Consider the following 24,812-nt stretch of genomic DNA (forward strand, 5'->3'; position numbering starts at 1 on the left):
CATTTAATTTGACCTCGACAAACATGCAACTGAGCATCCTAAGGAGACGCTTTATGACTATGAGTACTCCCAAGCACAACCCATCCTTAGACGAGTTTCCGGTGCCGACGGGCTTTATCAGCGACTACCGCGAGATCGATGGCGTAAAGCTGCATTATGTGAAAGGCGGCGAGGGACCACTGACCTTCTTGGTACACGGCTTCGGCCAAACCTGGTACGAATGGCAGCATCTGATACCGCTGCTTGCCCGTAATTTCACGGTGGTGGCACCCGATCTTCCCGGCCTTGGTCAATCTGAACCGCCGAAGACCTCCTACGCTGGTCAGGATGTCTCGGTGTATCTCTACAAGCTTGCTAAGAGCTTCAGCTTGGACGCGCCGTTCAATCTCGTTGCCCATGATATCGGCATCTGGAACACTTACCCGATGGCAGTCACGCACCAGTCCGACATCGCGAAGCTAGTCTACATGGAGTCACCGATCGCCGACCAGCGGCTCTATGACTTCCCTGCCTTCACCCCAGAGGGGGAGTCACTGGTCTGGCACTTCAGCTTCTTCTCAGCTGGCGATCGCCTGGCCGAGACTCTGATCGCGGGTCATGAGCGGTTCTTCTTCGAGCATTTCATCAAGACCCATGCCACTAACAAGGCGGTGTTCACGCCGGAACTGCTGGATATGTACGCGCGCTCCTATGCAAAGCCGCACAGCCTCAATGCTGGGTTTGAATACTACCGCGCGCTCAACGAAACCGCGCGCTGCACCGCGCTGCTGTCGGCGGATAAGCTGAAGATGCCGGTGCTGGCGATTGGTGGCGGTGACAGTATGGGGCAGTTCCAGGTCGACCAGATGCAGGACTATGCAGACAACGTTGAAGGCCATGTCCTGCCTGACTGCGGACACTGGTTGCCGGAGGAGTGTCCCGATTTGCTCAACCAAGCAGTGTTGGGGTTTCTCGGTCGCAAATGAAGAGAATTTCAATATGTTACTGGGAGTACGTTACTGATATCAACCAGCATTCTGAATTGAGGTTATATCATGAAAATTGGCACGATTAATACAGGAAATACAGCAAGGTCTTTGGGGATCTTACGGGCAGAGGGTTACGGCATCTCTGTTAATGTCGAGGTGGCTTTATGAGCCAGCAACGCAAGCTGAACCTTTTGCGGTTCAGCCGCATCCTACTCTGCCTGGGAGTGGGCTTTAGTGCCGTCAGCATCTACCAAACAATAGTGTTAGCTTTAGACCCAGCTTTTCAGGCACCAGCGCTACCGCTAGGATCTCGACATACTAACTATCATGCGTTCCGTGGGTTTACGCTTGCCATCGGGTCAGTGGTGATTATGCTGTTTGTAATGTTCCAGCCCGCGCAGCAGCGCCGACCCGTACTTTGGACGGTTATGCTTCTGTCCGCATTGTTCTACTATGGGGGCTGGTGGTTGCCGTGGCCGTTGCTAGATTTGCATACACCCAATATCGCTGCTACGATTGACCACGCTTTAGCCACTGTCTTCTCGTTTGCAGGAATTTTGCTAGCACGTGGCGAATTCCACATCAAAGAGGGTCAACGCTAAAGGAACAGCAGAACTCAAATCTTTAGAGGTAACTCATACCACTTTCGATACCTTTGCCGACGAAGCGGTGCGTGATGCACATGTGAACGGTTGGTGGCTAAGGCATTGCTGGATATGGATATAAGAGGATGTTTGAAAAGTGGTGGGCTATTGTAAGAAAGCTCACTAGGCTGATGCTGAAATTTGTAGACATCAGTACGCCCGTGAGCAAATGACTAAAGCATATCCTAATGATCTAACGTGGGAACAGTCGGAATTAATTGCTGAGCTATTTCCAGAAGCACGCATCCGGTGGTCATCCTCGTACCACGGCAATGTACACTTTATGAGATGCGATTATTTACGTACAATGCCTTTGGATGTACATGGCGTGCATTGCCTGGAGATTTTCCCCCTTGGTCTACAGTCTATGGTTATTTCCGGGCATGGTGTAAAGATGGCACTTGGTTAAAAGTACACGACAAGCTATACCAGTGGGTGAGAGTTGCAGGGGGGCGATTGCCCAAAGGGCAGACGCAATCATGCGTATCGCCCAGCCCGTCCGAAGCCGCAGTTGACAGCCAATCAGTGGAAACCGCAACGATGATTTTTCTGGAAGTGGGTTATGATGCCGGAAAACAGATACATGGGCGCAAACGGCATCTGACAGTAGATTTGCGCTTGGCTAGTGTTACGGGTCTTGGTAACATCTGCCAGTATTCCAGAGCGTGCTGGAGCAAAACAAGTCCTCAAACGAGTTGATGATACGGGAAATCAGGTAAAGCGGTTGCACACGATTTGGATGGACGGAGGATACCGGGGGCAAGAATTTATGCGACCGGTAATGGATATGTTTCAATGGATTGTTGAAATTGTCCTCCGACCCTTGGAAAAAAAGGGTTTTGTCCTATTACCAAAGCGGTGGGTAGTAGAAAGAACATTTGGGTGGCTTAACTGGAGTCGCCGCTTAAGCAAAGATTATCAAAGACTACCGGAAACTTCGGAGACTTTTATCTATATAGCGATGATTCGTATTATGGTCAGACGATTGGCATAATTTTTGACTCGCTTCGACTTTTCAAACATCCTCTAATCTCCCCACTTGCAGGGGAAATTAATTGAATAGAAACCACAAACAGTTAAAACAATGAGGTACGAACTATGTCAGTAGACTTCACTAAATTTCCTTTTCCGGGTGTGCAAGATCCGCACGCCGCGACCCTCACCGAGGCGATCAGAGCCGAACCTGTCACCGCCGGGTTCGTGGTCGTTGCGGTCAAGGGCACAGGTACTGACTTCGCGAATACGGCGCGCGTCTTCGCCCAGGCTCTGCGCGCCAACGCCGCGGGGATCGGTCTCGCCGACATCACCGCCTACCGCGAAATCCGACCCGATGAGCTCGGTGGCGCGATGCCGTTCGATCAAGCAATATGCGAAAACGTGCTGCATGATGCTGAAAAGCGCCAAGCTACCCAGTCCGACAAGTATCCGACTATCAAGCCGGCCCTCAAGATGGCAGAACGGAACGACATCGCCGATTGGACGCTGCTGGCAGAATTCGAAACCACGGATCAAGCGTCGGCAGCCGCAGCTGCTTGGAACAAAGGCGATGAGAGTTTCAAGGCACTCACGCGGAACACCAGCTCGCACACCGTGGGCGCGTTCAAGAACACGATGCGCTATGCCAGCGTGTCGCGCGACCCCAATGTCATCCAGTTCTTCAACTTCTTTCCTGGCCCCGGTGATGTCGATGTGCTGTGGACGGGCTGGCAAGAGGCGCTGCCTTGGTTCTTCGAGACAGGGGAGATGCGCTCGTCCTTTCCGTTGGTAGCGCTAGACCCAAGCCAGCCGATACTGGTGGTCAACTATGCACACTTTGACTCGATCAAGCACTTCTTTCTCGGCGTTTCGTATGATCCGAATTACTTGGACACGGTGACACGCGCCTACGTGGATCGCGGCTTCAAGCTGCCGATGCCGTTCTTCTGCAAGATCGTGCCAGTGTAACGAGACGTGTGCTCCATCGCAAGACCCGGATATCGATCTCACGAATCAAACGGTGACAACAATGAGTAATCCATCTGCTACCTCTTCAACGCTCGAACCAGTGGTCACTATTTCTCAAGACCGAGACATCGTGACCGCGATCAAACGCTTTGACGTTCCATCGGATCAGCAGGCAGAGGCTGTCCAAAAAGCTGCTGACCACATCGCACAGGAATGGAAGGGAGATTCCAAGTTCGTCGGAGCGATTCTTCTCCGAGGTCGCGATCAGGGCGGCGTTTCCTGCTATGCACAATGGAAGAGTCCGACGGACGGTGAAGAACCGTCCGCTCCAGTTGCATCTCGATCGCTTGCAGTTGCTCTGCCAACCTTCAAGCTGTTGGACTCCCGCACCTACACGGTCGAGTTCACGGATCAGGCAGAATCGATGACCCCGCCCACACAGGTGTCAATGCAGACTCCATACGCCCATTTCGGAATCTTCAGCGTCACCCGTGAGAACCAAGACCGCCTGCTCGACTTGGCACGCAAGTACGCACCCAAATCCTTGACAACACCTGGTCTACTCGCAATCGACTTCCACCGAAGCATCGACGGGTTGCAGGTAATCAACCTGGGTGTATGGACCACCTTCGACGACTTCAATTTTCTTATTCAGCGACCAGGATTCCGCGATGACAACCTGTATTGGGAGGGGGTCGCAGATTTCCAGGGGGTCTTCTTCGACGTGGTAGCCGTGGAAGTCGGTCATTCAAGACAGCCTCTCACTAGATGAACGCGTTGTGCTGGTACTGCTTGGCATGACGCCAGTGCCCGGATTTAACTTGCTCCGACCCTTCAACTCGGATGCGCCCTATTCCCAAGGAGAAACCTATGGATAAGTTTGCCATCTGGTCATACATGGAAGTCAAGCCAGGTAAGGAACAGGAAGTAGAAGAGTTCCTAAAATATGCACAATCTCTAATTGAGCAGGAGCCGGGCACAACCACCTTCTACGCCTTGAAGATTGGAGCGAATACGTATGCTACCTTCGACACTTTTTCTGACGAGGCGGCTCGAAATGCTCATGCGAACGGGCTAGTCGCAAAGGCACTCTATGCAAAAGTAGAGGAACTTTTCACTCAGATGCCGATGATCGTTCAAACGACGATTCTAAGGGCAAAGGCACCGGGTGCATAGTTCGTACTCAACGACAGGCTTGCACCAAACTCAAATTGAATCCGATCAACACAACCAATCGCCGATTGGTGTCATGACAATTTGATCACAGCGGCGATCAGAGCGAGTATTTCAGACGAACAGGCAAAACGCTATGGCGAACGGTTGGCACAGGGACAGTATTTGATCGTGGTTGAAGGAACAGCCAATGAATTACATCAAGCCGAAACAGTTCTAAGCACTCAAGGAATTCAGGACTGGTCAATTTTTGACACGTTATAAATATCACGAAGGAGTTACAGATGAAAAAGCTAGAAGGAAAGGTGGCGATTATAACCGGATCGAGTCGTGGAATTGGCAAAGAGATTGCGATAAGATTGGCGCAGTCAGGCGCTAAAGTGGTCATCAACTACAGTCATAGCCGTGAAAAAGCGGAAGAAGTAATTAACCAAATTCAGCAGCAGGGCGGTGAAGCGACGGCCATTCAAGCAGACATCAGTCAGGTTGAGCAAATTCAGCAGTTGGTGACTGCTTCAGTTGAACAATACGGTCAACTCGATATTTTGGTCAGTAATGCAGGAGTCGAGCATTTCGGAAAGCTGGAGGAGATTACTCCGCAAGATTTCGAGCGGGTGTTTAGTGTGAATGTTGCCGGTCAACTGTTTGCGACACAGGCTGCCACTCCCTACCTGCGATCGGGTGGACGGATCGTGCTGACTTCCTCAGTCAGTGCTCGGATTGCGGTCTTCTATCACACGCTCTATGCTGCCAGCAAAGCTGCTGTTTCGGCGATGGTGCTTAATTTGGCTCCCGAACTGGGCGAGCGTGGAATCACCATCAACGCCATTGCACCGGGCGGCACCGCGACTGACATGGCACAAGAGAATGCGAAGTTTTACACACACCCAGCCCTACAAAACGTGTCAGCCGATGCTGTACTCAAGAGCATGACCTCACTGCAACGTCTAGCTCAGCCGCAAGAAATCGCCGCAACCGTAGCATTTTTAGTTTCTGATGATGCTTCCTACATTACTGGCAGCACGCTCGCTGTCAACGGCGGTATGTTCTAAGGCTGGTATCCGGGCGCAGGGGCGAAAAGTTCCGCCTTGCTGGGATAAAGCGAGTAGATCGTCTGCTTAAACGCATAACATAATAGTACTATAAAGTACTGTTTATTTCTTACGTGTACACCTCCATAATCTTACGGAGCTAAAATATGCCAGTTGCTTTGATCAATCCCTTTGTCGTCCCCGCAGACAAAGAAGAAGAATTTTTGAGAGCCTGGAACGAGACCACGCGAGTCTTCTCCAGCACCCCCGGCTTTATTGAAACCCACCTGCACAAAAACACGGGTGTTGGCGACGGAACCTTCCAGTACATCAACATCGCGCTTTGGGAAAGTGCAGATGCCTGGAATGCGACCCACGGCAGCTACAAACCAGGTGAAGAAAGCATTCCGGGTGTCGAGCACCATCCTGGCATTTTCCAGGAAGTCATTGCGTCTAAGAGTATGCGCGAAGTGGACTGGCGAATGCCTCTGTAAAGGCAGCCGCTCATTCTGCTTCTGAATCTATGAACTAAGTTTTGGGAAAGTATCCACAGCGATTACAGGTTTGTCGCAACTGGGTTTGCAGCCGCTCAGTTGGGAAACCGTCGAAGGCACTATGCCTTAAAAATCCTCAAAAATAGGAGCAAAATTTATGCCAACAATGCCTCTCGATGTCACGCGCCCCGCATCTCGCTTCTCTGAACAGCGCTGGTTATTAGATGCCATTATCAATCTGCTCGGTTCGGAGTGGGATCAGGGACGCTTGAGCGTTTGGGCCTCTGTATGTGGACACGATTCGCAGGGTGACTTCATTGGACTGCGACAGCTCATCAAGACTTACAATGACATGACACGCGAGTTCATGAAGGCAGCACGCCGCCGCGAATTGCGTGCCGAAGCCGAACTCAAACAGGGTCACGAGTCTACAGCACGGGAGAGCTTCTTTACCGCGAGTATTCTCTATAGCGGCGCACAGTGGGCAATTGAGGCAAACACACCGCTAAACCTCGATTTGAACCAGAAGAAGACGGATTGCTATGCCAAGTTCATCCAGCTTGCTGGCAGGCACATCGAGCAGATTGACGTGCCGTTTGAGGATCGATCGGTACCAGCGATTTTCTCCCTGCCACCGACTTACCAGCAGGGCGATCGCGTTCCCTGTGTCGTGATCATCTCTGGCATGGACGGGTGGAAAGAGCTATCGGTGGCGATGGACGGGGATAAGTGGTTACAGCGAGGCTTCGCTGTTTTAGCGATCGATGGTCCCGGGCAAGGCGAGGCACTGATTCGGGAGGTCTGGTACGACCCGGACACCTACGGTAAATTGGGTTCATCTGCGTTCGATTTGGCGGCTGCCCGTCCAGAGATCGATTCCAGTCAGATCGTTGTGCATGGTCTCAGCTTCGGCTCTTATTGGGCGACCACGCTGGCGGCAGCTGAACCGCGTTTTCTCGCCTGCGGTGTCGCCATGACCTGCTTTGAAGCTGGTGGCTTCTCGCTGTTTGAAACCGCAAGCCCAACGTTCAAACTACGGTTTATGTACATGACTGGCGCAACAGACGAAGCGGAGCTTGACCAGATCGCCCAGAAACTCGATGTCTCCAAGCTTGCTTTGCAGATTAAGTGTCCATTTCTGGTCGCTGCGGGTGAGGACGACCAGTTGAGCGATTCCCACTATACCTTCGACTTCCTCAACAGCCTGACGGGTGCTAAATCTTTGATCTTCTACGAGGGCGAAGACCACGGTATGCACGCTAGCCGTGCCGGACAGCTAGGACCGGAAGCGTACACAATGGTGACGGACTGGTTGAGCGATCGCGTACGAGGGATCGAGGCTCAGTCTATGTATACTGAGGTGGATGCAACTGGCATGGTTCACGTCGAACCGTGGGGAGACAAGCGGGAGTATACCTACGGCATCACAGAGAGTACGAAGAAGCTAATCTTTGGCAACTAACCAGCACCCTAGTGACTGAAGATGCCCCACAACGTGAACACAGACTACGCAAACGACGGCTATTTTATTCCAATGTACTGACTTGCTAGCGTACAACACGCTAGCAAGTTCAATTAACCAAGGAGATTTAAGCTATGCAATTTACTGAAATGGATGAGCGAGTAACACTCCAAATGCAAATGAACAAAAATGTTGGTTCCATCGTTTTAATCAACAAATTCAATGTTGCTCCCGAAGATGCTGATGCGCTTGTGAAGGCTTGGACAGAGGATGCTCTTTATATGCAAGAGCAACCCAGCTGCATTTCTACACAGTTTCATCGTGGCATCGGTGAGAGTTGTGTTTTTATTAACTACGCAGTTTGGGAATCGGTGGAAGATTTTACGCAAGCGTTCAATAGTCCAGATTTCAAAGCCAAGTTGAGCCGTTACCCTTCGAGCACGGTAGCATCGCCACACCTTTTCCAAAAGGTCGCAGTGTCCCGCGTCTGTGTTGATTAGCCTGTATTATCAGGTAATCGAGTACGGGTGAATGCAACTGGCAGGGTTCACGTTGAACCGTGGAAAGACAAGCAAGAGTATACCTACGGCATCACGAAGACTACGAAGAAGCTGATCTTTGGCAGCTAATTGCGATCATCAACCTTCAGGAGATTCAAGATGGCAATAGAACACAAAAATGCAGCTGGGACATTTCCCGATCGCCAACACATCGAGACAGCCCTCAGTCAACTCAAAGCCGCTAATTTTCCCATGCACAACGTTCTGTGTCGTTGCCCAGCACGGTGACTCAAACGAGGCGACGCTGAACCCATCAGAGCCAAGGGTACAGTCTGAAGCCCAATTTGCTCGTCACCGCACAATCGAGCGAATTGAGCATGGTGCTTTAGATGCTGGGGGCTGGGGCGGGATTGTCGGCGTTTTAGGAGCTGAACTCGTAACCCTGGCAGTTCCAGGAGTTGGCTCGATTGTCTTAGCCGCAGAAGCCGCTTCTATGGGACTTGCGACCGGAACCTTTTATGAAAAAAGTTAGGTTTAAAACCTCGCCCCTCGTGGGCGAAAAAATCCTTGTCTCACTCGGTAGGTAGAAACCCCAACCCTTGTGGGTGGCTGTATTTAATTTTGAATTTTGAATTTTGAATTGATTCATGGAGCTGTGGCAGGTGCAATCCTTGGAGGTGCGATTGGCACAAACATCTCAGACAAACAAATAAAGCGCTACCGGGAGCGGTTAGCGCAAGGAGAATATCTGATCGTGATTAAGGGAACAGACGATGAAATTCACCAGGCAGAAGCAGTTTTGAAACCACAAGGTGTTCAAGATTGGATCACCTTTGATTCACTTTAAATAATGTAAAAGTATTTGCGACCCAACTATCAAATTTGCAGGAGTAACAGGATGCAAGCGATTCGCGTTCATGACTATGAAGCATCAGACGTACTGACACTGGAAACAATCGCACTCCCTGAACCCCAGCCTAATGAGGTGCTGATTCGAGTTCAGGCTGCCGGAGTCAATCCGCTCGATTGGAAAATCCGGGCAGGCTATATGAAAGAGGTTTTTCCTATGCCTTTGCCGTTCACACCTGGAATGGATGTTGCGGGCACTGTAGAAGCGATTGGTACAGAGGTCAAAACATTCCAAGTCGGTCAAGCGGTGTATGGCGAACTAAAAATGGGAGCTTATGCTGAGTTTGCCACGGCTTCACAAGATGCGATCGCGCTCAAACCTAAGACACTCGATTTTGTACAAGCGGCATCGGTGCCAATGGTGGCAATGACTGCCTATCAAGCGCTGTTTGATCATGCGGATCTCCAGCCGGGTCAATCTGTCCTGATGCAGCATGAATCAGGTGGGGTTGGCATGTTCGCAGTCCAGTTTGCTAAGTGGAAAGGAGCGCATGTGATTGGAACTACCTCAGCCGCGAATGTAGAATTTGTTCAATCTCTGGGCGCAGATCAAGTGATTGACTATAGAGCCACCCCCTTTGAACAAGTGGTTGAGAACGTTGATGTCGTTCTGGATACGTTAGGCGGCGACACCCAAGTGCAGTCTTATTCAGTGCTGAAGCCGGGTGGCATTCTAGTTTCAACCCCCGCTCCCCCCAATGCTCAAAAAGCTCAAGAACGAGGTGTCCGTGCCGAGATGGTGAGTATGGAAATCTCTGCCTCGCTGCTGCAAGAGATTGCTGGCTTACTCGATTCCAGGCAGGTGAAGACGGTTGTGGCTCAAACTTTCCCTTTGTCTGAAGCTCGTCAAGCTCAAGAACTGAGCCAAAGCGGTCATGTCCGGGGCAAAATCGTGCTGCAAATTGGTGCTTGAAAGGACGTACCCAACCAAGTTAACGTGACAACACTGCAATCACGTTAGGCTGCCGAGGCTGAGGTTATTGGTAGCCTGAGCCAACAATTAGGTGAGGTAAGTGAGGGATTTTGTGTCTAGGTCAATTTTTGCAACAAAGCTGTGCTGGAAGTAACGTCTATGGACAGCAATATCCGAATTCTGATTGTCGATGAACATACGGTGATGCGGTGTAGCCTAATGGCATTTTTCAAGTATGAATCGGGCATGAAAGCCATTGCAGAAGCTTGCAATGGGATTGAGGCAGTCGAATGCTTTCGCGCGTTGCAACCTGATGTTACTTTGATGGATTTGCGAATGACCGGACTCAGTGGGGTTGAGGCAATCACCATGATTCGTCAAGAGTTTCCCAATGCCAAAGTCATCATTTTAACAGCCTATGACGGCGATGAAGATATTTATCGAGGGCTACGTGCTGGGGCAAAAGGTTACTTACTCAAAAAAGATACAAGCTGCAACGAGCTTCTAGAAGCGATTCGGCAAGTGCATGAAGGAAAAAAATATATTCCTATTGGGGTAGGAGCCAAACTAGCAGACCGGATAGAGTATTCGACTCTCAGTGAGCGCGAATGTGATGTACTTCGCCTAGTTGCTAGAGGCAGAAATAACCGAGCGATCGCCGCAGCATTAAATATTTGCGAAGGCACAGTCAAATCGCATCTGAATCAAATTCTCAGTAAGTTGCAAGCAGATGATCGGACGCAAGCAGTCGTCACTGCCCTCAAGCGCGGCATTATTAGCATTTGATTGGAAAGCAAGTTTGATCAGGGCTGATTCACAAAGTTAGCTTGGCACCTGATCGAAAGTTAGACATATGCTTACAACTTTAAGTCATTTAATCATACCTGATTGTTCAATTGAAAAACCTAGAAATCGATAGGTGCAAAAAAATTGTGATCTTCCTACTATATTGTCAGTTATCTGCCCTTCGGGCAAGGCAGAAGGCAGAAGGCAGGAGGTAGAAGGGATTTATGAGTTTTGAAGTAAGCCTTTTTGCCTTGCCCAAACTGGGTTCAAGACCCCCACCAAATCGACGATTTGGTGGTCTAAAATTACGCTTGGGTCAGAATCCCCCTGTAATTGAACCTTCTGCCTTCTCTGACTTTAGACGATGGTTCACTGGTGGAGTACGCCAATCATGTTGGTCTCAACATGCCTCAGTTCCTGTGGAATTTCTCGGAGCATGTTTACACGAATCGTGTGCAAGCTGATTTTCACAGCGGCGTCGAGAGTGGTGTTGCGGATACCCCCACTTTCTTTATCAACGGCGATCGCTATGATGCTCACTGGAGCTTTGAAGCTTTACAGCGAGCGATCAAAGCCTCCATTTCACAGGCAACCTAACACATGTCAGTAGATGACAGAAACGCACTATTAGACACAGCACAACTAATTAACTTGGAGACCACTAACATACCTCTATCTATTCCTGAAGGAGATTGTAATGACAAGTAAAATGAATCACTTCAAAGACCGTACATTGCCACACCTGCCTGCTTGGATTTCGACAACTCTAATCCGACCAATGCGTAAAGTCAAAGCACTTTCCCTGATCGTAGCGTTGATTTTGTCTGTGCTGAGCCTATTACCTGGTACTGCTCAGGCTGCCACTACGGAGGTTCAGATCGGCTCTGCGCGGGGAAAACTGGTCTTTGAACCCTCTACTGTCACCATTAAGGCAGGAGACACAATTAAGTGGGTCAACAACCTCTCTGCCGATTCTGCTTGTAACGTGGTCTTTGATAAGGTTGCCTTCGACACCTATAACGATACTGAAGAAGACCCGAAGGCAATAGATCCCGAGTTGTTTAGTTATCTCTCCCATAAGAACGTGATTAAAGAGCCAACAGGGACGTTCACGAAAATTTTTAACGTGCCTGAGGGTAAGTATACATACGCCTGTACACCTCATCAAAGTGAAGGGATGATTGGTCAGGTCATTGTTGAAAGATGAACTTCAGTTTGCTGAAACCGTTCTGGAACCGCAAGGGATTCAGGATTGGCTCATTTTTGACGAACTTTGTAGCTAGTTTTTTTCTTCATTGTCGGATTGAGACTGGAGAGGGAACACGTAATGAGTATAATTTATCATTCTCTCTATTCATGCAACAACGCCATTATCATCAGATTTTTGATATCTTGTAGCTTCTTCAACTAGGTCATTTAATCCTAGCTCCAGTGTATGAAGCACCTGGTTTAAGCCTTCGATTTTTGTGCGATTTTTCATCATCTCAACTGCCTTCAAGAAAGCTGGACTACCTGCTTTACCAATATATTGATGGCAACTCTTGAAGCCATTTTTGGTAACAAAGATGGCTTCGGATAATTGCCACTTTTAATACCAATAAGCTCCGCCCTTACCTTTAGCCCGGCAACGAATAATCCAACAACCATTTTGAGCTACATCACTCTTCTGAATACTGACGATTTCTTGGTTAATTTCTTCTCTTTTGGCTTGTAATTGTTTCATTTTGTATGCTACATCTGAAAGACTCTGTTCTCTTGTTTTGGCCACTATTAAATACAAGCTTAAAAGTCCAAGTGTTATTGTTAGCTTGACGCTAACTTATAATACATCATCAGCAATATTCCAGATGAAGTTAACAATAGTGTTGTGTGTCGTGTGATTCATGTTGCCAGTACAGAAGGCGATCGCATCCCAATAGTTGTAACAGTTTAAAGTACAGTGGTGTCTGCTTTGTAATAAGAGGCTTAATTTTTATCCAACTTTTGATGTAACTGCTGATAAATCACGTCTAACCACACTGGAATCACAGGCTTACCTTCATCCAAAGATCCGATCGCCTTTTTTCTGTCATACTCCACAAGCTCAAGCGATCGCTTCTGTACTTCCGGCAATAACATAAACCGCTTGCCTTTACCTGAAATAAATAGCTCTGGCTCTTGGTCTTTCAGCTTTCTGAGCGTGGTGCTGGCTATGTCAAAACTTAACCCCACAGATAACCAATATGACATTGCAGCCAATTCTAGCAAGTTTGATTTTGAGTAATAAATACTACGTCCAGTTCCAGTCTCACTGATGACAGGAACAATTACCCCCCTTTCTCGCCAATACTGTAGCTGACGGAGGGTACAGCCTGTGATTTCAGCAGCTTCCTTGCTTGTAAAAAATGTCTCCTGCATACAATTTATTTTACAGAAGACTTGTTTAACACAATTATGTTAGTATTAGACAATATTGTTTTAAAGCAATGAGTCTAATCACTATTCAGTGTCACCTTGTAGCCTCAGAGTCATCACGCCACCAACTATGGAAGTTGATGGCAGAGCTTAATACGCCACTGATTAATGAACTACTACGTCAGGTAAATCAACACCCAGAGTTTGAAACTTGGCGGCAAAAGGGCAAACACCCCACTAGTGTTGTGAAACAACTCTGCGAACCTTTGAAAACTGACCCTCGCTTTATTGGTCAGCCTGGACGGTTTTATACGAGTGCGATCGCATTGGTGAACTACATATATAAATCATGGTTTGCCCTGATGAAGCGATCGCACGCAGTACCAACTAGAAGGCAAAATTCGCTGGTTGGAAATGCTCAAAAGTGATGTTGAATTGGTAGAAAGTAGTGGTGTCAGCTTAGATAGTCTTCGCACTAAAGCTGCTGAAGTTTTGGCTGAATTTGCTCCCCTTAATACTGCTGAAACTCAATCAACGAATCTAAAAAAAGCTAAAAAGCGCAAAAAAGCTCAAAATTCAGATAGCAACAGTTTATCAAAGAACTTATTTGAGTCTTATCGCAAGACAGAAGATAACTTAACTCGTTGTGCCATCAGCTATTTGCTCAAAAATGGTTGCAAAATAAACAATAAAGAGGAAGACGCTCAAAAATTTGCTCAACGCCGTCGTAAACTTGAAATTCAGATTGAACGCCTTAGAGAACAACTAGAAACAAGAATTCCCAAAGGTCGAGATTTAACCGATACCAAATGGTTAGAAACTATTGTTGTTGCCACTCATAACGTTCCAACAAATGAAGCTGAGGCAAAATTTTGGCAAGACAGCCTTTTAAGACAATCTAGCAAAGTACCTTTCCCGGTAGCTTACGAAACCAGCGAAGACATGACTTGGTTTAAAAACCAGTTTGGGCGCATCTGTGTAAAATTCAAATGTTTGAGTAAGCATAGTTTTCAAGTGTATTGTGATTCTCGCCAACTTCACTGGTTTCAACGCTTCCTAGAAAATCAACAAATTAAGAAAAATAGCAAACATCAACACTCCAGTAGCCTATTCACCCTGCGTATTGGGCGTATTGCTTGGCAAGAAGAGCAAGGCAAAGGCGATCCTTGGAGTGTTAATCGCTTAACCCTCTACTGTTCTGTAGATACCCGCCTATGGACTACTGAAGGAACCAATCAAGTAAGGGAAGAGAAAGCTGAAGAAATCGCTAAAAGTATTACTAATACAAAAGCCAAAGGCGACCTTAATAAAAAACAGCAAGATCACATAAAACGGAAAAACTCCACCTTAGACAGAATTATTAACCCTTTTCCTCGCCCCACGAAACCTTTATATAAAGGACAATCTCATATTCTTGTTGGTGTTAGCCTCGGCTTAGAAAAGCCTGCAACGCTAGCAGTAGTAAACGGCACTACAGGTCAAGTCCTTACCTATCGCAGCATCAGACAACTACTGGGTGATAATTACAAACTGCTAAATCGACAGCGACAGCAAAAGCATTTTTTATCCCACCAACGCCAAATAGCTCAAACGCTTGCTGCACCAAATCAGTTTGGAGAATCGGAGTTAGGGAAGTATATTGACAGATTACTCGCCAAAGAGATTATTGCGATCGCCCAAACATACTCTGCTGGAAGTATTGTTCTAGCAAAATTGGACAATATGCGAGAGCAAGTTCAGAGTGAGATTCAAGCCAAAGCTGAACAAAAATCAGACTTAATAGAAATTCAACAAAAGTATGCCAAACAGTACCGAGTTAGCGTTCATCAATGGAGTTACGGCAGATTGATGGCAAATATTCACTCGTCAGCTGTTAAAGCTGGAATTGTGATAGAGGAGTCAAAACAGCCAATTCGAGGTAGTCCACAAGAGAAAGCGAAAGAATTAGCGATCTCCGCTTACTATTCCCGCAAAATAAACTGATTGACAAAACACCGAACCTTGACAATAGAATAAGAATACTCAATAGCGCCGCAGTTCATGCTTGTTACAAGCCTCTGTGCTGTGTAAATTTGGGTTAGTTTGACTGCTGTTAAACAGTCTTGCTTTCTGACCCTAGTAGCTACCCACCTTGATGCTGCTGTCCCTTGTGGACAGGAATAAGGTGCGCCCCCAGTAATAGAGGTGCGGGTTTACCGCAGTGGTGGCTACTGAATCACCTCCGATCAAGGAGGAACCCACCTTAATTATTTTTTGGCGAATCGAAGTGGGGTCAATTTCCCTGGGGATCTGCCAAAAGTCTAAATCGCTTATTTAGATAAGGTTTATAGCCTTTACTGTGTCAATTGATTTACTTTTTTAAGTATTGACTGATAGGTGATTTTGGGAGACTTGCCAAAAATGCATTCAGAACTGTTGGCAAATCAAAGGTTTGGAGCGCAGAGTTTCAACACCCCTCCCAGCTAGAGGCGGGTTGAAAGTTGAATTGTCCACAGTAGTAGGTACGATGCTCGGTTTCAACACCCCTCCCAGCTAGAGGCGGGTTGAAAGAAATACTCTCAGGATGTAAACAGCGAAAACAATTTAGGTTTCAACACCTCTCCCAGCTAGAGGCGGGTTGAAAGCTTTAAGATTACCTACAGCATCAACAACGTGGCGATGAGTTTCAACACCCCTCCCAGCTAAAAGCGGGTTAAAAGTTCTCTTGGCGTTGGCTTTGGTTGAATAGCCAAGCCGTTTCAACCCGCCTCTAGCTGAGAGGGGTGTTGAAACGAAAATAGATTCTTTCAGGTACAATGTTTCAAAAGTATTCCTAACTAGAGAAGGGCTGAAAAAAAACTTTGAAAATTGACAATTTTTTTGCGGAGAGTTTTACAAACTTCTCTTAAAAATAGGTGGGTTGAAAGATTGGTAAAAGTCATGGAATTCTTGGACTAATGGGACAAAAACTTGTCAGTTTATTTGCGCCGACATCCTTAGTTAATAAGTCATGCATTGTTAAACTGGTATTGTGACCACAGCAGTTCATCTTTAATATGGCTGATCCAGAATGCTTAATGGACATTAATTTGTTAAAAATGACAATAATCTGTTAACAGTGACAAATAATTAGTTAATGTACAGGAAGTTGTCGGTTGTCATGTATTGCAGAAAACATCAAATTCCATGACTTTTACCAATTACCCAATGACGCCGGAAAAACCGAGCTAAAGCTGATTCTTCTAAAGATAGATAAATTGGGCGTCCGTGAGGACAGGTACGGGGGTTGCGAGTACGTTGCCAATTATCTAAAAGTGTCTGCATTTCTTGTTGATTCATCGGTGTACCGTTACGAATGGCACTGCGACAGGCGACAGCTACTTGGGCTGTTTGTAAATCACCTCCCCAACTAAGTTCTAAAATTGCTTCTGCACAGTCGTCTCGCTTCTGCAAAGGTGCGGGGATATTACGGACTGCCCAAAGTTGTTCACCAAAGGGTTCTATTTCTAAACCGATGCGTTGCAGTTGCGATACTTGCGCTGGCGATAATTGATAAAGAATTATTGACGGTTCGACGGGTACAAGTTGCCAATCATCGCATAATTGCTCATACAAAACTCGCTCATGGGCAATGTGCTGTTCTACTAACCACATACCACTTGAATGTTCCGCCACAATATAAGTATTGCTAACTTGAGCGACAGCTTTTAAAGAGTTAGGAGTTGAGACGCGATTAATCGCGTCTGTACAAGGGTTAAGATTTTTGTGATTTTCGTTGGGATTTTGAGGATTAAAATTGTAACCGCCTTTGGCTTCTGCGGCTTTGATTAATTTACTAACTCGTGTTGTGTGAACAGCTTCTTTGAGATTGTTAGAAGAGATGCTGAGTGCTTGGTTAATTGCTTGGGTAATTTGTTCTTGCCAATAAATTATTTCGTTGAGATAAATTTCTGTTTTTGCTGGATTGCGATTCCAGTTAATTTGATCAGGGGAAATGGCAAGATGTAAGAAACAAATTGGATAGCGATCGCGTGGTAATGTTCTGTGAAATGCTGATAATATCGTTTGCTCTAGTTCCGGTGTCTTAACCATCCTGCCGTTAATGGCTACACGTACCCAATCTGGACGATGACGATGACAGCGATCAGGTAATCCTACCACTAAATTTAGTGCTGAGTTAGGAGTAGAGACGCGATTAATCGCGTCTCTACAGGAGTTAGGAGTTCTGTCTTCTAAGTTTAGTGGGTTGGGTATTTCGAGTTTCACTTCTTGCAAGTCACCTTGTCGCACTTGCGGTAAAATTTGCGGTAGCAACTGCCTAGTTGTGGTAACAGGACAGATGGTAAACCATTGACGGTCATTTTGCCAAATCTGCCAGGTGACGTGGGGATGACAGAGGGCAATTTGGTGAATTGTGGCTTGCACGGCTTTCATTTGCTGTGCTGTTGTGGGTAGTCCCTGACGACGAGATGAGCAATTATCGAAAAGATGAGAAACTGTAACTACTGTACCAGGTGCGATCGCAGTTGCTTCAACTTGTACAACTTTGCCGCCATCGCCATAAATTATCCCCCATCCTAATTTTCCACCCAGAGGACGACTCAAAATTTCCAAATTTGCCAGAGTCGTCAAACTGTGCAACGCCTCACCACGAAACCCCAAACTGTTAATTTTCCACAAATCGGCACTAGAGCGAATTTTACTAGTGCTGTGGGCTGTGGCTGCTTGTTGCAAATCATCTAGGTTCATTCCACAACCATTATCTGCCACACGAATTCGCCATTGCTGCGGCCACAGAGAAACCACAATTCGCGTTGCACCTGCGTCTAGGGAATTTTCTACCAATTCCCGCACCACAGAGGCTAAAGAGTCGATAACCTCTCCAGCTGTTATGAGATATACAACTTCTGTTGGTAGAGCTTGAATAGTAGATGCCATAAATTATAGTTTATAGCTTCTGGGGGCACGCTATATATGACTTATATCATGTTCGCTTGATTTGGCAATTGAAACTGATACCTACGCTAAGTTTTTCCGTGTAAGTAAGTTAAATAAATAACTGTCACCTTTTTTACAAATAACTTATGAGAGAGCAGATGGGAAGAAATAAGTCTATGCGCTATAGTAAGCGATCACTATGTAGGTAGTGAATGATTTACCGAAACTGGCTAAACTTCAAGCAAAGTTCCCTAATATGTATAGCAAGTAAGTGGATTTACAGCATTTGGCTTTGAACATCCTGCTGAACCGACGAAAGATTAGCCTATCCTGTAAAATGCTCGTCCATGCTTTTTTAGATATTGCTGATGATACTTTAGCTTTTGCTAACTATAGTAGGACTTACGCATTGACAGAAAAGCCAAAATAACAGGTATAGTTTTCAAGGCTTATAGCTAAATTTTTCAATGATATTTTAGTGATTGCACTCAATCAAAGGTGATTGACCAAAGCCTGAAACAACCTATTTACGTTGATACACAAGATAGTTATTTTTTACAGTGCGTAAGTCCTATATAGGAATATTTCTTAGAATACTGACTATTTCAATTGGGTCTAACCGTTTAGTATAATCTGCATCAACAAAAGCATAAACGATTTTTCCGTCTCGATCGACTACAAATGTAGCTGGAATAGGTAGTTCAAAAGACTCATCTCCATTGTATCTAGGTAATACATGACCCTTTTCTTCTAATATAGGTCTTAGATACTCCGGAATTTGAAACACAATCCCAAATTGACGAGCAATCATGTTACTGCGATCGCTCAATACTTCATAAGTTAGCTCATGTTTTTCTACAGTTGATATAGTATGACGATTATTTTGAGGTGAAATAGCTATTATTGATGCTCCTAATGTTTTAATTGCAGGTAATGCTTGCTGGAGTCCTGCTAGTTCTAAGTTACAGAAAGGACACCAATAACCCCGAAAAAAGGAAATAACTACAGGGCCATTAAATAGTAGATTTTGTAATTCTACTGGTTGACTCAAAGCATTAGGTAGAATGAAATTAGAAATAATATCTCCTACCTTTAAAGTTTGGTCAATTATACCTGAATAAATTAGCTCATTTTTGAGAGATTCTGTAAAATTCATCATAATTTTCCTGAAAGTTAACTTATACTTTTATGTACCTTTCTAGAGAAATACTGTTGCAGTGAATTTACTGAAATAAAGAAAGTAAACCCTTGGATTTGCATTACAAAAAATTAATTATCCGAGCCTGATATTATAGCAATAATAGTTTCTCAACAAAGAACAAACCACAAATACACACTGATAAATTATCTGTGTCCATCTGTGGTTTGATTTTTAAAACATTAATTTTGCAAGATATTTATTATGCATTACAACTTCTTCTATGGCATCAGAAAAAGTGAGTAATTGCAACATTAATTAACATAAAATCACCTGACTTTATGAATATCTTTAGGCGATTCGTTAATTAGTATCTCTCATGGACAAAATTTTAGCTGGTTCAGGTTTGAGCAAACCGTTCAATAGTGATGCAGGAGGTTGACTGTAGGGCCAAGCAAAAGCATGACGGAAAGCTGCATCTTGACAAGCTTGTAGTTGTTCAAAACTAATAATGTTGTAAGTCAAGAGATTCTCATACTCAAACGGTAGACGCACATTGTGCAATCCGGCATTATCAGTACAGATAGCGATATCAACCCCAGCATCAAGACAACGGTCAAAAACTAATTTGAGTTGGCGTATATCCTGTAAAGTTCCAGTTTTTAGATAAGTTGTCGGACAAACCTCCAAACATTGTCCGCGTCTAGCCACATCATTAAGTAGCTCTGGATATAGTAGGGGAATTTGAATGCCGTGACCAATCCGCATCAAATATGGTAAAAGTTCTGGGTAACAACCAGCAGTGGTTTCATATAGATGTCCGGTGGTGTTAACGCCTAGCGATCGCGCATAATCATATAAGCTAATCCATTCTTCTAAGCGATCGGCGTAATAACTATCACCTCCGGCTACATCTACTGCACAGACATACTGTTTATTTTGCGCCGCCAAATCAACAATCGCCTTGTTCACTTCATAAGGTAGGCGCGTATGCATACAGAGAATTTGGCTAGTAACAATCGGATATTCTGGCTGGTGGCTGGCAAGTCCTACGACTCGCACAATTTCTGCCATCTTGTCAATTCTTTCGGATTGACTCAGATGCTCAGGTGTCCGCAAATAAGGAGTGTAGCGCAGTTCCAGATAAGCCAAATTTTCAAATATGTAAGCACCCCGCACCAAGCGATAGATAAAGTAAGGCAAAGTCTCCACAGTTTGCACGCTTTCTACCAGGGTATGTAATTCTAGATACTCGTCTAGGGTGTTACGTGGGCGGGTATAAAAATCTTCAAAATCTGAATAGTCAGCAAAGCGGGAAATTAACTCCGTAGAATGTCGCTCGAAATATCGCCATAAAACTCGTGGTACGACCGAGCCGCCTAGATGTCTATGTAATTCAGCGTATAAAGCCATAGTGGTATTTTTAGGTAAAAATTTTAATGATTGTAACAAAAACATCGAGAGAAAAATCTTCGATCAAAAAAACTTAGCTCCAACTTCTTTGGAGCAGAGGTTTCCCTTCATCTGGATTTCAATAAATACTCTGACCTGTAAACTGCGTGAACGATTTGGTGGCTTGGAATTAGATAGGGTTGAGAGCAACAAATAAATTTCTGCCTCCTACCTTCTACACTAGTGCCGCAAGGCGGAAGTCAAAAGTCAAAAGTCAAAGTTGATTTGGTAAGTTAAAAACCAAGTAAATATTCAAGCTCAAAAATATTTCTAGCTATTGTCCAGCCTCAAACTGGACAAAATTTTTGTTAAAAGTGTAATGTCTGCTGTAAATGCTCGCCTACCCACATACAAATTCCTTAATTGCGGCTAGATAATTTTTCTGAAAATGCAAAACGCCATTTAGTTATTGGTAAAGTGTTCCTGATATAATTTGCATATCTAAATTTAATTAAAATATTGTAAGGTGGACAGCGTTCGGTTGACTTGTACTGAGTGTTATTGAAGTAGCCCTCATGCCAAAGTTTTGCCCGCCCTAATTATGCAAGTTAAAGGTGGAACAGCTTATTGCTAAACTTACCCTCTACTTGATGGCTTTTTTTCAGTTCTTTTTCATATCACGAGCCATGTTGAGGTAGTAGTCGTCAAGTTTGGCATTAAAACGACGGCGGTTAGTGGCAGGAATTTTAGCAGTGTTATCCCGATTCGTTTCAATTGGCTGTTTAGCTGAAGCTTGCTTTATGTTTTGCACCCGATCAGATTCCAAGAAATAACCAGACTCACTGAATCCGAAAAGCTTGCCAAAAAAACCAAATAAATTTCCGAAAAAATTAGAAATACTTTGGAATAAAACACCAAACAAGCCTTCAAAACGAAGGAACAAGTTCCGAATAAATTGAGTTAGACGAAGCATAACAGCACTTTCAATGATTGCCTATTATCATTGTGACTCAATTCGGATTCGGGGATTGCTGCTATGGCAAAAATCTACCAGTGGGTAGGTATAATTTCCACAACCCCTACTTTTCTTGAACCAGCAAAACCGACTTCACAGGACGCTTGATAGAATTTCCCTCCAAATCAACCTTCCCGTAAAAGGTTTTCCCATTGTAATAAAGCGAAGACGAACTTCCTCCATCCAGATTCATTGCTCGATTGGCACCAAGAGTTTTCATCAAATCAGCAAGTGCTGGCAAAGATATTCCAGAGTTTGCGGGAACCAAGGGTTTTTGAGCCACCATAACTAAGATAACGCTACCATCATGGGTGATACCTACGGCAGTTCTGGCATTGGGTTGGTTGCTGCCAAGGGCATCTCGTTTATTGGCATTGTCTACAAAGCCCTCTTTTTCTAAGGTGAGTTCTGGTAATAGGCGTGGGCCAGCACCTACAGCATCAACTAACTGACAACCTGCTGGTGATGACTGACTGTGTAGGGCAATGGAATAGCGAATAGTTTGCCTGCATAAGTAGCGACGGAATTCTGTGCGATTGAATATTTGACCCAAATAAGATTTTAAGTTGGGATTGTTCACCAGCCGCTCGTTTTCCTTGGGATCGGCTATCAACTTTCCTTGTTGGACAACATAAGATGTAGTTTTTTGGTTGACTGGGTCAAAAAAGCCTGCATTCAAAATAGCCACGGCTTGATGCTTTTGGGCAAATTCCTCTACAGTGGCTACCTTCTGTGATAACGCAGGAGTCACCAAAAATTTGCTATTAACTGGAATCAACAGGATGTGAGCGATGCCTTGGGGCAAAGTGCGATCAAAGTAGCGGATAGTTTTTGGTGGTGAAGCCGCAATAGTGGGTATTGACGGTGTTGAAAAACGCAAATTAAACCACAATACTATTGCCAAACTAATTAATATCAAAGCCAGTAGTTTGATTTTTCTCACTTTTAAACTCACTTGCAGTTAGATTAAAAAAGCTGATTTAGTTAATTTAATTAAAATATTTTAAGCTGAATAATAGAAAAGTTGTAGTAGCATAGTCCAGCTAAAAGGTAGATAAAATCTAGCTATTATGGTGTAAATAAGATGTTTACACAGGCGAATGAGACTCCAATAACACAATAAAATTAAGATTTGTATTAATAATTATTAATTTTAGTCCAAGAGATTTATTAGTTACAAGGTTTGAATTATAGATTAAAAAAATAAAACTTCAGCTATATCTATATTTTGCTCGAATTAACTAACAACTAAGGTAATATATATAGTATTTGGCTAAATTGGACTGCAAAATAACAGTCTATAATCGGGTTATAAGCCAATAATATTGATTTTGAGGCTACAATTTATGATCAGATTTTGGCGAAAAACAATAGTTTTTTTGTTCACAACAATTGTGTTGACAACTGTGCTAATTTCTCATGAAGTAGTACCAATAGCTGAGGCACAAACTTCTACATCAACACCTGCTAGACCGTTTGCCACTGTAGCTTATCCTAATAGGTCATTAAGTGCTTCTCCCGCACAACTAGCACCATTGCCTTATGCTTATGGGGCACTAGCAAAAGCGATTGATGCTGAAACGATGAAATTGCATCATGATGCACATCATGCTAGCTACGTCAAGAACTTAAATGATGCATTGAAGCAGTATTCAGATTTGCAAAAAAGAAGTGTTGAAGGTTTACTAGTGAATTTGAACAGCATACCTGAAGATATTCGGACAAAGGTACGTAATAACGCTGGTGGTCATCTCAACCACACGATTTTTTGGCAACTGATGAGTCCCCAAGGTGGAGGACAACCATCAGGAGCGATCGCTCAAGAAATTAACCAAACTTTTGGCAGTTTTGATGCCTTTAAAAAACAGTTTAACGCAGCGGGTGCAGCTCGTTTTGGTAGTGGTTGGGTTTGGCTAGTACGCAATCCTCAAAAGCAACTCCAGATTGTTACCACAGCAAATCAGGATAACCCAATTATGGAGGGTTCATATCCGATTATGGGTAACGATCTGTGGGAACATGCTTATTACCTAAAATATCGCAACCGTCGAGCTGAGTATTTGGATAATTGGTGGAATGTGGTGAATTGGCCGCAGATTAACAGGCGATACCTTTCCTTCTCTACGGGACGCTCCCCGAACTGAACGCTACGCTAAAGGGCTGGTAAACTATCCGATTTTCATCAGGTTTTGCTATGCACACAGTCTAGTTTGTAACTTTTTTTGTTACCCCTTCAGCTAAACCATCTTTAACATGAATAATTCGGTTAGTTTGCTCGGCTACATCCGGTTCATGGGTAACAAGCTTAAACTTTCTATTCAATTGGTAATACATTACTCAAGTATGGTTCACTACGACTCATCATGTCCAGTATTCGTCTGATTGCAGCGATCGCCTGATTCACATTTTGATTCAGCAACGCCCTAAAATTGAACGTATTGAAAATGACGATTGCTGGTAACAAGAACATTGGATGAAAAGATTGAGTATGAGTTTTTAATTACCAACAGTAACACGCTGTCCTGTGAAGGTAAATTTAAAGGGTTCGCCTTGACCCACTGGCACATTATTGTCCAAAGGATTTGCATTCAGATTAAAAGTGCGAATTTCAAATGTTCCTTGTACTGTCTGACTCACAGGATTAAATGTTGCACGGTAATCGGCTCTAGCAGTTGTAACCGAGTTTCTACTCTGTGGAGCCGGGAAATTAAAGTTTAAGGCAGTAGCGATAATTTCTCCTGATTGGTTGCACTTCCAAACACCTTGTCCATCAGTAAAACGATTATTAGGGAAAGATTGAGCAGCGCTAGGCACACCTTGAGTTCCACCTTGATTTGAGTCGATAGAAAAAAAGTTGCCATCAAGGGTCAGTGTGATCACCCTTCGCCCAACAAATTCACCATTCAGGAAAGTAGACAAGATGTATGTCCCGACGGCAAGTCTGCGACAAGACGCTCGCCCAGAATCAGTCAAGTTTTTTACGGATTGAGCCTTCATTAGGCTTGGGGAAAAGGTTAGTGTCGATAAAGCACAAACTAATAGTATGGTGAAAGTTTTACGGATTAACATAGCTTACCTTTGTTTAATCGCATTAAAATTGAGACAATGGTAAAGTTTCTCGGAACTATACTA

At 44.8% G+C, this 24,812-nt stretch carries 29 protein-coding genes and 1 pseudogene; 20 read left to right on the plus strand and 10 right to left on the minus strand.

Translation table 11 applies throughout. The annotated features are described in order from the left end of the window. Positions 1-53: 53 nt before the first annotated feature. The 17 genes and pseudogenes from V7K56_RS24860 (at position 54) to V7K56_RS24940 (ending at position 12,031) form a co-directional block, all read left to right on the plus strand. Complete coding sequence (locus tag V7K56_RS24860; protein WP_334914597.1) at positions 54-965, plus strand: alpha/beta fold hydrolase; 912 nt, start codon at positions 54-56, stop codon at positions 963-965. 386 nt (positions 966-1,351) lie between these two features. Continuing rightward, complete coding sequence (locus tag V7K56_RS24865; protein ID WP_334914599.1) at positions 1,352-1,570, plus strand: hypothetical protein; 219 nt, start codon at positions 1,352-1,354, stop codon at positions 1,568-1,570. A gap of 211 nt (positions 1,571-1,781) precedes the next feature. After that, positions 1,782-2,606 (plus strand): annotated as a pseudogene (locus V7K56_RS24870) (IS5 family transposase). 104 nt (positions 2,607-2,710) lie between these two features. Beyond that, positions 2,711-3,556 carry a hypothetical protein gene (locus V7K56_RS24875; protein ID WP_334914601.1) on the plus strand — a complete coding sequence of 282 codons (846 nt, stop codon included), beginning with the start codon at positions 2,711-2,713 and terminating at the stop codon, positions 3,554-3,556. 61 nt (positions 3,557-3,617) lie between these two features. After that, the gene (locus V7K56_RS24880; RefSeq protein WP_334914603.1) at positions 3,618-4,328 is read left to right on the plus strand and encodes an antibiotic biosynthesis monooxygenase; all 711 of its coding nucleotides are present in this window, start codon (positions 3,618-3,620) and stop codon (positions 4,326-4,328) included. A gap of 98 nt (positions 4,329-4,426) precedes the next feature. Next, positions 4,427-4,732, plus strand: coding sequence for a putative quinol monooxygenase (locus tag V7K56_RS24885; protein ID WP_334914605.1), 306 nt, complete (start codon positions 4,427-4,429; stop codon positions 4,730-4,732). 81 nt (positions 4,733-4,813) lie between these two features. Next, positions 4,814-4,993 carry a hypothetical protein gene (locus tag V7K56_RS24890; protein ID WP_334914607.1) on the plus strand — a complete coding sequence of 60 codons (180 nt, stop codon included), beginning with the start codon at positions 4,814-4,816 and terminating at the stop codon, positions 4,991-4,993. 20 nt (positions 4,994-5,013) lie between these two features. Then, a complete protein-coding gene (locus tag V7K56_RS24895; RefSeq protein ID WP_334914609.1) occupies positions 5,014-5,781 on the plus strand; it encodes an SDR family NAD(P)-dependent oxidoreductase in 768 nt (255 codons plus the stop codon). Positions 5,782-5,927: 146 nt separating this feature from the next. Then, on the plus strand, positions 5,928-6,254 hold the full coding sequence (locus tag V7K56_RS24900; RefSeq protein WP_334914611.1) for an antibiotic biosynthesis monooxygenase family protein: 327 nt from the start codon (positions 5,928-5,930) through the stop codon (positions 6,252-6,254). A gap of 157 nt (positions 6,255-6,411) precedes the next feature. After that, entirely contained in the window at positions 6,412-7,716 is a 1,305-nt protein-coding gene (locus tag V7K56_RS24905) for an alpha/beta hydrolase family protein (RefSeq protein ID WP_334914613.1), read from the plus strand. 134 nt (positions 7,717-7,850) lie between these two features. Further along, positions 7,851-8,216, plus strand: a complete 366-nt coding sequence (locus tag V7K56_RS24910) for an antibiotic biosynthesis monooxygenase family protein (protein ID WP_334914615.1) — start codon at positions 7,851-7,853, stop codon at positions 8,214-8,216. 178 nt (positions 8,217-8,394) lie between these two features. Further along, the gene (locus V7K56_RS24915) at positions 8,395-8,748 is read left to right on the plus strand and encodes a hypothetical protein (RefSeq protein WP_334914617.1); all 354 of its coding nucleotides are present in this window, start codon (positions 8,395-8,397) and stop codon (positions 8,746-8,748) included. A gap of 96 nt (positions 8,749-8,844) precedes the next feature. Then, the gene (locus tag V7K56_RS24920) at positions 8,845-9,063 is read left to right on the plus strand and encodes a hypothetical protein (protein ID WP_334914619.1); all 219 of its coding nucleotides are present in this window, start codon (positions 8,845-8,847) and stop codon (positions 9,061-9,063) included. Positions 9,064-9,114: 51 nt separating this feature from the next. Then, entirely contained in the window at positions 9,115-10,038 is a 924-nt protein-coding gene (locus V7K56_RS24925) for an NADP-dependent oxidoreductase (protein ID WP_334914621.1), read from the plus strand. A gap of 159 nt (positions 10,039-10,197) precedes the next feature. Next, on the plus strand, positions 10,198-10,824 hold the full coding sequence (locus tag V7K56_RS24930) for a response regulator transcription factor (protein ID WP_334914623.1): 627 nt from the start codon (positions 10,198-10,200) through the stop codon (positions 10,822-10,824). Between the two features lie 405 nt (positions 10,825-11,229). Beyond that, positions 11,230-11,421, plus strand: coding sequence for a DsbA family protein (locus V7K56_RS24935; protein WP_334914625.1), 192 nt, complete (start codon positions 11,230-11,232; stop codon positions 11,419-11,421). A gap of 100 nt (positions 11,422-11,521) precedes the next feature. Next, positions 11,522-12,031 (plus strand): plastocyanin/azurin family copper-binding protein, encoded by a 510-nt coding sequence (locus V7K56_RS24940; RefSeq protein ID WP_334914627.1) that lies wholly within the window; start codon positions 11,522-11,524, stop codon positions 12,029-12,031. A 147-nt stretch (positions 12,032-12,178) separates the two neighbouring features. On the opposite strand, the gene V7K56_RS24945 is transcribed toward V7K56_RS24940, so the two are convergent. The 3 genes from V7K56_RS24945 to V7K56_RS24955 all read right to left on the minus strand — a co-directional run bounded on the left by V7K56_RS24945 (position 12,179) and on the right by V7K56_RS24955 (position 13,221). Next, positions 12,179-12,307, minus strand: a complete 129-nt coding sequence (locus tag V7K56_RS24945) for a hypothetical protein (protein ID WP_334914629.1) — start codon at positions 12,305-12,307, stop codon at positions 12,179-12,181. 105 nt (positions 12,308-12,412) lie between these two features. Further along, complete coding sequence (locus V7K56_RS24950) at positions 12,413-12,547, minus strand: hypothetical protein (RefSeq protein WP_334914631.1); 135 nt, start codon at positions 12,545-12,547, stop codon at positions 12,413-12,415. Positions 12,548-12,789: 242 nt separating this feature from the next. After that, a complete protein-coding gene (locus tag V7K56_RS24955) occupies positions 12,790-13,221 on the minus strand; it encodes a MerR family transcriptional regulator (protein ID WP_334914634.1) in 432 nt (143 codons plus the stop codon). 137 nt (positions 13,222-13,358) lie between these two features. On the opposite strand from V7K56_RS24955, the gene V7K56_RS24960 reads away from it, so the two are divergent. Further along, positions 13,359-13,646 carry a hypothetical protein gene (locus V7K56_RS24960; protein WP_334914636.1) on the plus strand — a complete coding sequence of 96 codons (288 nt, stop codon included), beginning with the start codon at positions 13,359-13,361 and terminating at the stop codon, positions 13,644-13,646. Then, positions 13,633-15,201 (plus strand): type V CRISPR-associated protein Cas12k, encoded by a 1,569-nt coding sequence (cas12k, locus tag V7K56_RS24965; protein ID WP_334914638.1) that lies wholly within the window; start codon positions 13,633-13,635, stop codon positions 15,199-15,201. Before V7K56_RS24960 ends, cas12k begins: the two co-directional genes overlap by 14 nt. Before the next feature lie 600 nt (positions 15,202-15,801). Here the strand turns inward: cas12k and V7K56_RS24970 are convergent. From V7K56_RS24970 to V7K56_RS24995, 6 genes are all read right to left on the minus strand, one after another. Next, positions 15,802-16,014, minus strand: coding sequence for a hypothetical protein (locus tag V7K56_RS24970; protein WP_334914640.1), 213 nt, complete (start codon positions 16,012-16,014; stop codon positions 15,802-15,804). A 360-nt stretch (positions 16,015-16,374) separates the two neighbouring features. Next, positions 16,375-18,135, minus strand: coding sequence for a DNA mismatch repair endonuclease MutL (gene mutL, locus V7K56_RS24975; protein WP_334914642.1), 1,761 nt, complete (start codon positions 18,133-18,135; stop codon positions 16,375-16,377). Positions 18,136-18,706: 571 nt separating this feature from the next. Further along, entirely contained in the window at positions 18,707-19,294 is a 588-nt protein-coding gene (locus tag V7K56_RS24980) for a peroxiredoxin-like family protein (protein WP_334914644.1), read from the minus strand. A gap of 342 nt (positions 19,295-19,636) precedes the next feature. Continuing rightward, positions 19,637-20,686, minus strand: a complete 1,050-nt coding sequence (locus V7K56_RS24985; protein ID WP_334914646.1) for an adenosine deaminase — start codon at positions 20,684-20,686, stop codon at positions 19,637-19,639. A gap of 640 nt (positions 20,687-21,326) precedes the next feature. Beyond that, positions 21,327-21,638, minus strand: a complete 312-nt coding sequence (locus V7K56_RS24990; protein WP_334914648.1) for a threonine dehydratase — start codon at positions 21,636-21,638, stop codon at positions 21,327-21,329. 106 nt (positions 21,639-21,744) lie between these two features. Further along, positions 21,745-22,623, minus strand: coding sequence for a phosphodiester glycosidase family protein (locus tag V7K56_RS24995; protein WP_334914650.1), 879 nt, complete (start codon positions 22,621-22,623; stop codon positions 21,745-21,747). A 403-nt stretch (positions 22,624-23,026) separates the two neighbouring features. Between V7K56_RS24995 and V7K56_RS25000 the strand changes: the two genes are divergently transcribed. Continuing rightward, positions 23,027-23,824, plus strand: a complete 798-nt coding sequence (locus V7K56_RS25000) for a superoxide dismutase (RefSeq protein ID WP_334914652.1) — start codon at positions 23,027-23,029, stop codon at positions 23,822-23,824. A 352-nt stretch (positions 23,825-24,176) separates the two neighbouring features. Here the strand turns inward: V7K56_RS25000 and V7K56_RS25005 are convergent, their stop codons facing one another. Next, on the minus strand, positions 24,177-24,677 hold the full coding sequence (locus V7K56_RS25005; RefSeq protein ID WP_334914654.1) for a hypothetical protein: 501 nt from the start codon (positions 24,675-24,677) through the stop codon (positions 24,177-24,179). Between the last annotated feature and the right edge of the window lie 135 nt (positions 24,678-24,812).

The sequence above is a fragment of the Nostoc sp. genome, from assembly GCF_036917535.1.
GTDB lineage: Bacteria > Cyanobacteriota > Cyanobacteriia > Cyanobacteriales > Nostocaceae > Nostoc.